This is a genomic window from Thermoplasma sp., assembly GCF_023256435.1.
GTDB lineage: Archaea > Thermoplasmatota > Thermoplasmata > Thermoplasmatales > Thermoplasmataceae > Thermoplasma.
Genome location: NZ_JAGDXM010000026.1, coordinates 1 through 8,430 on the forward strand (window position 1 = coordinate 1; position 8,430 = coordinate 8,430).

An 8,430-nucleotide genomic window follows, 5' to 3' on the forward strand; every position below is an offset into this window, starting at 1 on the left:
TGTAACTGAATTCCTGCTCCTTGCTTTTACTGTATTTTTCAGATTCTTGATAAGACTTGTAGGATCCTGTCCTGGAGGCACTGGTCTTGGCATTTTTCCCCTCGGACCAAGAACCTGTCCCAGGCTTTTACCTATATTAGTCATGAGAGAAGCTTCTGAAACGAAGAAATGCACATCGTTAACAATTTTTTTGAACGCTTTTTTGTCGTCAGCGAATTTTGATATGTCTTCAGGCCCAAAAATATAATCAGCAGTACCTCTGGCCTTTACATTCATTTCATTTGAACCGAATATGGCTATCTTGAGATCCTTGCCTCTTCCCTTAGGAAGAAGTATTTCTTCGTTGATCCTGTTTTTTGGATTGGTCATATCCACGTCCTTAAGATTTATGGCTATCTCAACACTCTCCTCGAATTTTCTTTCGGGTGAATTTTTCTTAATGTATTCAATAGCCTCATTAACATCATTGACTTCCATTGGAATCACCATTAAAAATTTATAGTTTTATTTCTCCCTTAATTATAAGCTGCTGTACTTCTTTAGGATCTTTTCCATCAACATTTATGCCGAGCGAAACACACGTTCCTAAAACTTCAAGAACTGCCTCTCGTATATTGTAGGACAGCATTGATTCAATTTTTGTTTTTGCTACATCAACTATCTGGTCCATTGTCGCATTACCTGCAACAGCTTCTTTCCTTTTAGCTGATCCTTTCTCAATGCCCAGCTTCTTTTTTAGAAGTGCAGATGTGGGGGGTATTCCAACAGTAATCTCGTACTTTTTGATTTCAGGGTTGACAACAGTGATCGTAACAGGCACCTGCATACCTTGAAAATCTTTTGTCTTCTCGTTGATATCTTTAACCACCTGCGCTACGTTAAGTCCAAGTGGGCCCAGTGCAGGCCCTATAGGTGGTCCAGTAGTGGCTTTGCCACCTTCCACCATGGTTTTAACTGATTGTGCCATAACATATTACCTCTACGGTGTTTTTTCTATATATTATTATGGTATATATCGTTATCTCAAATTAAACTTTCAATGTCAGCTATTTTACATAAAAGCCATTTCCGATATATAAGACATTATTCTAGCAATAACGTATTTTCAGAGGTTTCATTTACAGGCATGATTTTTGAAACGTATAAGAACCGTTTCCACTGAGCACCAGCCAGGAGTAACTGTAACTTGAATTTTACGCCAATATGATAACAATCTTAAAATATATGTCTCAGAATGATTAACAGGAATCATAACTTGTAGCTCATGCAATGGGCAACAGAAAATTATGATTTGGAATGCATGCTTATTTTTTGCCGGCCATCTATTTTAAAGAATCGAGGACACGGGAAAATGTTTCTTTTTACTGGGATTTACTCAGAATACACCATAATAGCGTGAAAGACAAGGAATCCTTTGCATAAAATTCCTGCCAGCAAAGATAATTTAAATCTGTATTGAAGTAATGCTGTGTCCTCTTTCACACGGTACATTTATCGTGTATGAAATTTTTTAAAATAATTTCTTGACCAATAAACCTATGTTATACCATATTTATTGTAATATTTAAATAGAATATGTGTAAAACATCTATCTGTATAATGGGCCCGACCGGATTCGAACCGGTGACCTCCGCCGTGTCAGGGCGACATCATACCACTAGACTACGAGCCCATACAAGGCAAAGGGAAATGAATAATGAGAATTTAACCTTTTTTGATTTTTCCTCATAACCCCGTTCAATCGCTTATTACTGTTCCTGATTCAATACTCTCTCCAGAAGTGATTATCAGGCTGATATTACGTTCCTTAGCTAACTTCAAAGCTTTAGGATGCACAACTCTGGCTCCGGCCTCACACAACTCCAGGGCCCTCTCATAATCAATTCTTCTTACAAGTGATTCTCTGTCTGTTATATTCAGATATATTCCTGGAACATCCTTGACGAGCACCACTCTGTCTATACCGAGAATTGTGGCAACTGCAACCGCAGAGTAATCACTGGAGTTCCTTCCAAGCACGCGCGTCTTTCCAAACTTATCTGATCCGAAGAATCCGGTCACTATGGGTATTTGTTTCATGTCCATCATATTTTCAATTTTCCTTAAAAACAAGGATGATGTCTGTATATCTATTTCCAGATCTGCGCCGGAATCGCTTACTATGATCCCTGAATTATCTGTATACACGGGGATAGATTTTAGCCCGTTCTGCGTCAGAAACCTAGCGATGACGTAGGCGGAGATCTTCTCTCCATAGGAGACGTATGAATCCTTTTCCTTTATGCTATCTTGGGATATCTGAAAATCGCTAGAACAGGAGAATTCTTCCTTGATCATTCTTAAATGCATATTGATAAGATCCTTTAGACCATTCAACCTGCATTCGCCACACTCGTAAAGATCATAGAGCGCATCCGTGATACCCTTAAAGGCACTAACAACTATAACAGGCTCGTCAAAATGTCTCGCGATGCTGTCTATTCTAACAAGGGAGGATCTATCCTTCAATACTGATCCTCCTATCTTTACAACACATTTTCCCTTCAAATCAACCCCTCTATATGAGCAAGTTCAGCATTAAGTAGCGTGGAACCGGCTGCACCTCTCACAATATTGTTAACCAACAGCACAAAATCCAAACTTCTGGTTCTTACCCTGATTCTTCCAATCGATACTGCCATGCCTGCTTTGAGACCTGGGCCCCCGTTCATATCATCAATTGCAGGTTGTGGCCTGTCATCTTCCTGCACTATGACAATAGAATTCTCGGGCAGTGAAGGTAGATCCGTCTTCAGCGAACCGTTCCTATAGTTCTTGAATTCTTCCAGAATTGTTTCAGCATCTATGTCTTTCCTAAATCTAACGTGTATAGATTCAAGATGCCCTATTTTAACCGGAACACGTGTAGCTGTTGCATATATCCCAGCGTTTAGCTTGCCTGAAAATATCTTTGCTGTTTCTTTCTCTATCTTAGTTTCTTCCTTCGCGATATATGGGATCACATTGTCTATCATATCTATGGAGGCCATCCCGGGATAACCTGCACCACTCACAGATTGAAGGGTTGTCACGTCTATTTCCTCAATAGACTCCTGAATTATCGGATCAATGCCAAGTGAGAGACCGATGGTACTGCAATTGCCGTTCGCAATGATGAAGCCTCGGCTCCTGATTCTCTTGATCAAATCGCCATTTATCTCTGGGATGATTATGGGAACATCCGGCTCCATTCTATTTGCGGAAGCATTTGTGAAAACAGGGATCCCAGACTCTGCAAGCCTTCTTTCTATTATACCAGCTCTTTCATCGCTGACGGCGCTGAATATGATGTCATTTTTATCCTTTATAATGAGATCGGCATCACTTTCTTTCACAAGAATATCTTCGTACTTGACCGGTATATTTCCGTAGGCCACTTCTCCGTATTTTCTATTTGCACTCCTATCCGATGCATACATATTCGATAACTCGAAATAGGGGTGATCTACAATCATTTTAGAGATGAGCGAACCGATAATGCCTGTTGAACCTATCAATCCAACTCTTATCTTATCCATAGATCATCACCATATTACCTATAGTCATATTTTAATTCCTATTCGCCGCATTTCCCATAGATCATTTTTAAGTTTTATCCCAAACTGCTCGCTAAATTGCGCGTTTATCATATTATTACCCAATTTGTTTTTTTCCAGTATTAGAATTAAATATTTCTAATTTTTATAATAATAAATTACCTCTGGTAATTAACGGACGGATCTCACTCTGTTTGAGGAAAAAATTTCGCAATCATGCAGGATGCTTGAACGAAATTAAATTAATACAGGTCGGGATAAAGATCGGATGGATGATCACGTCTTTCCTCCTTCACTGGACTATCTTGCTACCATAAGGGTAAGCGTACCTAATCCCGTTCCAGAACGTCTTCTCAAGATGTTCCCGGGATACAACGAAGAGAACAAGAGGTACAATTTCGGTGCTATGTTCGCAAGAGAAAATGGAAGATGGAGGATGTTTATAAATGCCTTTAAGACTCTCAAGACTGATGAGGTTGAATCTGTTGTTGACTATATAAATTCATTCTACACGAAGATGGGCCTTGGAAAGGTCATGAAGCATGATACAAATGCTCTGATAAGAGATATATCTGAAATTTCCAATGAATCCATCAACCGGTTGGCATCGATCCCTGGCCTCGCGATGTACCCAGCCATAAGCCTAGGAAGGGATGAACTCATAATTGCCTTCGAATTCGTTGAAGACGCACTTGACACCGTTACTAAACTGGTGCTTGACTACGTAAATCTCGCTCCATTACCTGCCGAGATCATTAAACTGGAAAGGCTTGATGGATTAACTGTTCCATCATTTAGAATAGCCATAGAAAGAAAGGATATAAATCCGAACATGGTGCTCGTGATAAGGACAACCTGGACTCTCTCAGACGAGGAACTTACAACCAATTCTGCAGGTTTATTTCAGAACACTATGAATTTCAGAATGAAGTATGTTGCATCAGACACCAATGAGATCATAGCTAGAGTTCATAACAGCAATATAAAATTCAATGGTCAGTTCGAAATATATAAATCAAACAAGAACTCAAAGATTGTGCAGTTCCATCTCGAAAGCAGCTGGTTCCATGATTTCTTCTTTGATATAGTCAAAAGTGTCATGGGCCCGATTGATTACTGGGGATACAGCGATGGGGCAGGCCATCTTGACAATTACTTCCTGATAAGAAGAGAAGATCAGATAGACTTTTTCAAAGCGCTGGGAAAATACTGGTCAAATCCAAAAAGATCAGTTCATAAGAATCGCATAGTTGAGGTACTACCTCTTCATGATCTTCTACCAGCTTCTCCGCAATGACCTGATAGTTTGGCTGGGTTATATCTTTTTATATATATTTGAAATACACGGAACCCTTAAGATTCATCTTCTACATTTGAGATGGTTATTTATATTAGTTTTATATTGAGTTTCAGGGTGCTTAATAATGGCACAGTCAGTGAAGACGATGGTGGAAGGTGGGAAGGCCACCACGGGACCACCCATAGGACCTGCACTAGGTCCACTTGGATTGAACGTTGCCCAGGTAGTCAAAGAAATTAATGAAAAGACGAAAGAGTTCCAGGGAATGAGAGTCCCTGTTACTATTACCGTCGTTGATCCTGAGACAAAGAAATACGAAATAACCGTTGGAATTCCTCCCACCTCTGCACTGTTGAAGAAGAAGCTTGGTATTGAAAAGGGAGCTGCAAAGAGAAAGGAGGCAGTGGCTGGAAATGCTACGCTGGATCAGATAGTGGAAGTCGCAAAGACTAAAATGGTTTCCATGCTGGCCAGCGATCTGAAGGCTGCTACGCTGGAAGTACTGGGGACATGCGTCTCCATGGGAATAAATGTTGATGGAAAGGACCCAAAGGAAGTCCAGCGCCAGATAAAAGCCGGAGAAATATCCATTTGAAGGGGTGGGATGATTGAACATCAATGACGTGAAGAAGGCAGTTAATGAGGTAAAGGAAAAATCTCCACAAAGGAAATTTGAGGAAAGCGTGGAGATTGCAATAAATCTCAAAGACGTTGACATGAGTAATCCCAAAAACAGGATTAATGAAGAAATTCTGCTTCCAAATGGTCGAGGAAAGGACGTAAAGGTTGCCGTGTTTGGTTCTGATGAGCTCAAGGCAAAGGCCAGAGGTTCAGCAGATTTCGTCTTCGGGGCTGAGGATATATCGAAATTTGCCGAGGACAAGAAGGCGTTCAAGAAGATCGTAAATCAGGCTTATTTCTTCATAGCCGAGGCAACACTGATGGCCAACATAGGTAAAAGCCTTGGTCAGGTCCTCGGCCCAAGAGGAAAGATGCCCAGGCCTATACCGCCCGGACAGGATCCTGCTCCTCTGATCAAGAATCTGAAGAACACCGTGAAGGCAAGGAGCAGAAATGCCCTGACCTTCCATGTACCAGTCGGCACAAGATCCATGGACACTGACAAGATCAGTGAAAACATAATGGCAGTTATGAACAGGATAACCGGCAAGCTTGAACGCGGTGCATCAAATATACGCAGCGTGTACGTGAAGACGACCATGGGTAATGCCGTCGAAATATCGGCCGGTGATGAAAAATGAAGGAAGTCAGTCAGCAGAAGAAGGAACTTGTTAACGAAATCACCCAAAGGATCAAAAATTCAAGATCCGTTGCTCTGGTAGATACAGCAGGTATAAGGACAAGGCAGATACAGGATATCAGAGGAAAGAATAGGGGAAAGATTGCCCTAAAAGTCATAAAGAAGACCCTTTTGTTCAAAGCGCTTGACAGTATGGGTGATAGCAATCTCGCTAAGCTTAAGGAGAATTCTGGAGGACAGATAGCCTTAATCACATCGGATCTGGAGCCCACTGAGATATACAGGATAATAGAGTCTACCTTCCAGAAGACCGCTCCGCGCGGTGGCGAGATTGCACCAGAGGACATAGTCATTCAGCCAATGACGACAGGTTTCCCACCAGGACCAATGATGACGGAATTCCAGAAGGTAGGCCTTCAGACAGGTGTTGAGAAGGGCAAAATAGCTATAAAGAAGGAGACCGTGTTCGTCAAGAAAGGAGAAACGATATCCAAAGACAAGGCCAAGATACTGGAGATGCTAGAAATCAAACCATTGGAAGTTGGACTTCAGCTGCTCGGCCTATACAGCGAAGGGCTGATCTATTCAAAGGATGTTCTGGCCCTTACACCGGATAAGATCGCAGGTGACCTTGCAAGCGCATTTGCCCAAGCTAAATCATTGGCGAAGACTTCAATGTTCTTCGTGAATGAGGTTCTCAAAGACCTGTTAGCTGAGGCTAAGATAAAGGCTGATGCTCTTGCACTCGCAGGACAGTTCATAACAGAAGACAACGTGAAGGACTTCCTAGTGAGAGCCAATGCGAATGCGATAATTTTAAACAATGTTTTGAATAAGGGTAATACACAGGAAACCCCTGAAGAGAATAAGGAAGAGGCGAAAAAGGAGGAAAAGTCGCCTGATGAGAGCATATCCGAGGGACTCGGTGCTCTGTTTCAATAGGAGGTAATGAAGATGGAATATGTATATGGAGCTCTGCTGCTTCATGCAGCTGGAAAGGAAGTAGATGAAGAAAAGCTGAAAAAAGTATTGGAAGACGTTGGCGTTCAGGTCGATGAGGCCAGACTTAAAACACTGGTTTCTGGACTGAAGGGCGTTAACATAGATGAGGTTCTGAAGAATGCCTCCGTGGCCCAGGTTGCTGCTGCGCCAGCTCCTGCTGCGGAAGAAAAGAAGAAGGAAGAACCAAAGAAGAAAGAGGAAAAGAAGAAAGAAGAGGACAAGGAACACGAAGAAGAAGAGGCAATGTCTGGACTGAGCGCACTCTTCGGATGATCCTAAATGGATTACTACGACCTCACATGGGGATTGCTGAAGTATTTTATCCCCATTGTTCTATTTATTATAGCGATCGCATATAACAATATTATATTGCTTATAATAGCGTTGATATGGATATTGGGATCGATATTCGTCTCCCTGATGCTTATGGAGGACGACAAAAATTATAGCATATGAGATTATTCTACAATTTCTGTTTTGAAGATTATTGAATTAACCAGATACATTATTAATTACAGTTCATTGATGTCATATATTTCTTACATTTATGCTACGTTTTGGGATTCTCTATGATCATGTCCAACAAGGCATGCCCAGCGGAATTCCCGAATTTTACTCATACAAGGAGACGATGGTTATACCATTCTTTCAGGTATGTCTATATGCACCGCTACAGGTACGCATTCTAACCCTATCAGATTTATTTTCGCCATTATAAACATGGAATCTGAAAGAAGATCCATAGAAAGTTATATTATGTAATAAAAATACATAATTTTCTAACATAACTTAAATTCCTTGTGATTTAATATTCACTATCGTTACTTTAATTGCCTTTAATAGGTGTTAAAATAGGATGTGAGGAAATGAATAGAAAGATGATGTTGGTATTGGTAGCAGTGGTTGCAACCGTACTGCCGGCTGTGGCGGTTGCGGACGTTCTTGTCGTTGGCTTCAGCGGCGGAACAGGGGTACAGATCGGACCGCAATTCTACATACAGCCTGGAAGCAACTATATGGCTGCGAATAGTAGTGTGGGGTTTGGATGGCATCCTAACAAGTACAGCTCTCAGGAAATTCTGGGAAATATGACCATAGGGTACTCCACCAATGAAACAATCTATGAAATCAACGTTCTTGACATAAACTTTACAAACACGCAGTATAGTAATTTTACGATAATTCTGTCGGTGATCAGTCCATTTGCTACTGGCTCGGTCATATATTTCAGCAATGCCACGTTCGTATTCAATGGAACAAATATAGCTGCTGATCCCCCAGGCGGACCGTCT

Annotated in this window: 10 protein-coding genes and 1 tRNA gene; 6 read left to right on the top strand and 5 right to left on the bottom strand. The window is 41.2% G+C overall.

What is annotated here, in order from left to right; translation table 11 throughout:
• The 5 genes from rpl1P to asd form a co-directional block, all read right to left on the bottom strand.
• On the bottom strand, positions 1-477 hold a 477-nt coding region (gene rpl1P / locus Q0C15_RS03150), incomplete at its 3' end, for a 50S ribosomal protein L1 (RefSeq protein WP_297216032.1).
• Positions 478-496: 19 nt separating this feature from the next.
• Entirely contained in the window at positions 497-967 is a 471-nt protein-coding gene (locus Q0C15_RS03155) for a 50S ribosomal protein L11 (RefSeq protein WP_297216035.1), read from the bottom strand.
• A gap of 633 nt (positions 968-1,600) precedes the next feature.
• Positions 1,601-1,672: transfer RNA gene (locus Q0C15_RS03160), tRNA-Val, on the bottom strand.
• 65 nt (positions 1,673-1,737) lie between these two features.
• A complete protein-coding gene (locus tag Q0C15_RS03165) occupies positions 1,738-2,547 on the bottom strand; it encodes a hypothetical protein (protein WP_297216039.1) in 810 nt (269 codons plus the stop codon).
• On the bottom strand, positions 2,544-3,557 hold the full coding sequence (gene asd / locus Q0C15_RS03170) for an aspartate-semialdehyde dehydrogenase (RefSeq protein WP_297216042.1): 1,014 nt from the start codon (positions 3,555-3,557) through the stop codon (positions 2,544-2,546). The genes Q0C15_RS03165 and asd overlap by 4 nt, the downstream gene beginning before the upstream one ends.
• Before the next feature lie 286 nt (positions 3,558-3,843).
• On the opposite strand from asd, the gene Q0C15_RS03175 reads away from it, so the two are divergent.
• The 6 genes from Q0C15_RS03175 to Q0C15_RS03200 all read left to right on the top strand — a co-directional run.
• Complete coding sequence (locus Q0C15_RS03175) at positions 3,844-4,872, top strand: hypothetical protein (RefSeq protein WP_297216045.1); 1,029 nt, start codon at positions 3,844-3,846, stop codon at positions 4,870-4,872.
• A 127-nt stretch (positions 4,873-4,999) separates the two neighbouring features.
• Positions 5,000-5,470 (top strand): 50S ribosomal protein L11, encoded by a 471-nt coding sequence (locus Q0C15_RS03180; protein WP_110640359.1) that lies wholly within the window; start codon positions 5,000-5,002, stop codon positions 5,468-5,470.
• Positions 5,471-5,483: 13 nt separating this feature from the next.
• Entirely contained in the window at positions 5,484-6,137 is a 654-nt protein-coding gene (locus tag Q0C15_RS03185; protein ID WP_297216050.1) for a 50S ribosomal protein L1, read from the top strand.
• Complete coding sequence (locus Q0C15_RS03190; RefSeq protein ID WP_297216053.1) at positions 6,134-7,078, top strand: 50S ribosomal protein L10; 945 nt, start codon at positions 6,134-6,136, stop codon at positions 7,076-7,078. The genes Q0C15_RS03185 and Q0C15_RS03190 overlap by 4 nt, the downstream gene beginning before the upstream one ends.
• Positions 7,079-7,090: 12 nt before the next feature.
• Positions 7,091-7,411 (top strand): 50S ribosomal protein P1, encoded by a 321-nt coding sequence (gene rpl12p / locus Q0C15_RS03195; RefSeq protein ID WP_110640624.1) that lies wholly within the window; start codon positions 7,091-7,093, stop codon positions 7,409-7,411.
• A 593-nt stretch (positions 7,412-8,004) separates the two neighbouring features.
• A partial coding sequence (locus Q0C15_RS03200; protein ID WP_297216058.1) for a hypothetical protein occupies positions 8,005-8,430 on the top strand: 426 nt, incomplete at its 3' end.

Coding starts and splice junctions, on each gene's coding strand:
- asd (WP_297216042.1), bottom strand. CDS start 3,557: ATGGATAAGATAAGAGTTGGATTGATAGGTTCAACAGGCATTATCGGT.
- Q0C15_RS03190 (WP_297216053.1), top strand. CDS start 6,134: ATGAAGGAAGTCAGTCAGCAGAAGAAGGAACTTGTTAACGAAATCACC.
- Q0C15_RS03175 (WP_297216045.1), top strand. CDS start 3,844: ATGGATGATCACGTCTTTCCTCCTTCACTGGACTATCTTGCTACCATA.
- Q0C15_RS03155 (WP_297216035.1), bottom strand. CDS start 967: ATGGCACAATCAGTTAAAACCATGGTGGAAGGTGGCAAAGCCACTACT.
- rpl12p (WP_110640624.1), top strand. CDS start 7,091: ATGGAATATGTATATGGAGCTCTGCTGCTTCATGCAGCTGGAAAGGAA.
- Q0C15_RS03180 (WP_110640359.1), top strand. CDS start 5,000: ATGGCACAGTCAGTGAAGACGATGGTGGAAGGTGGGAAGGCCACCACG.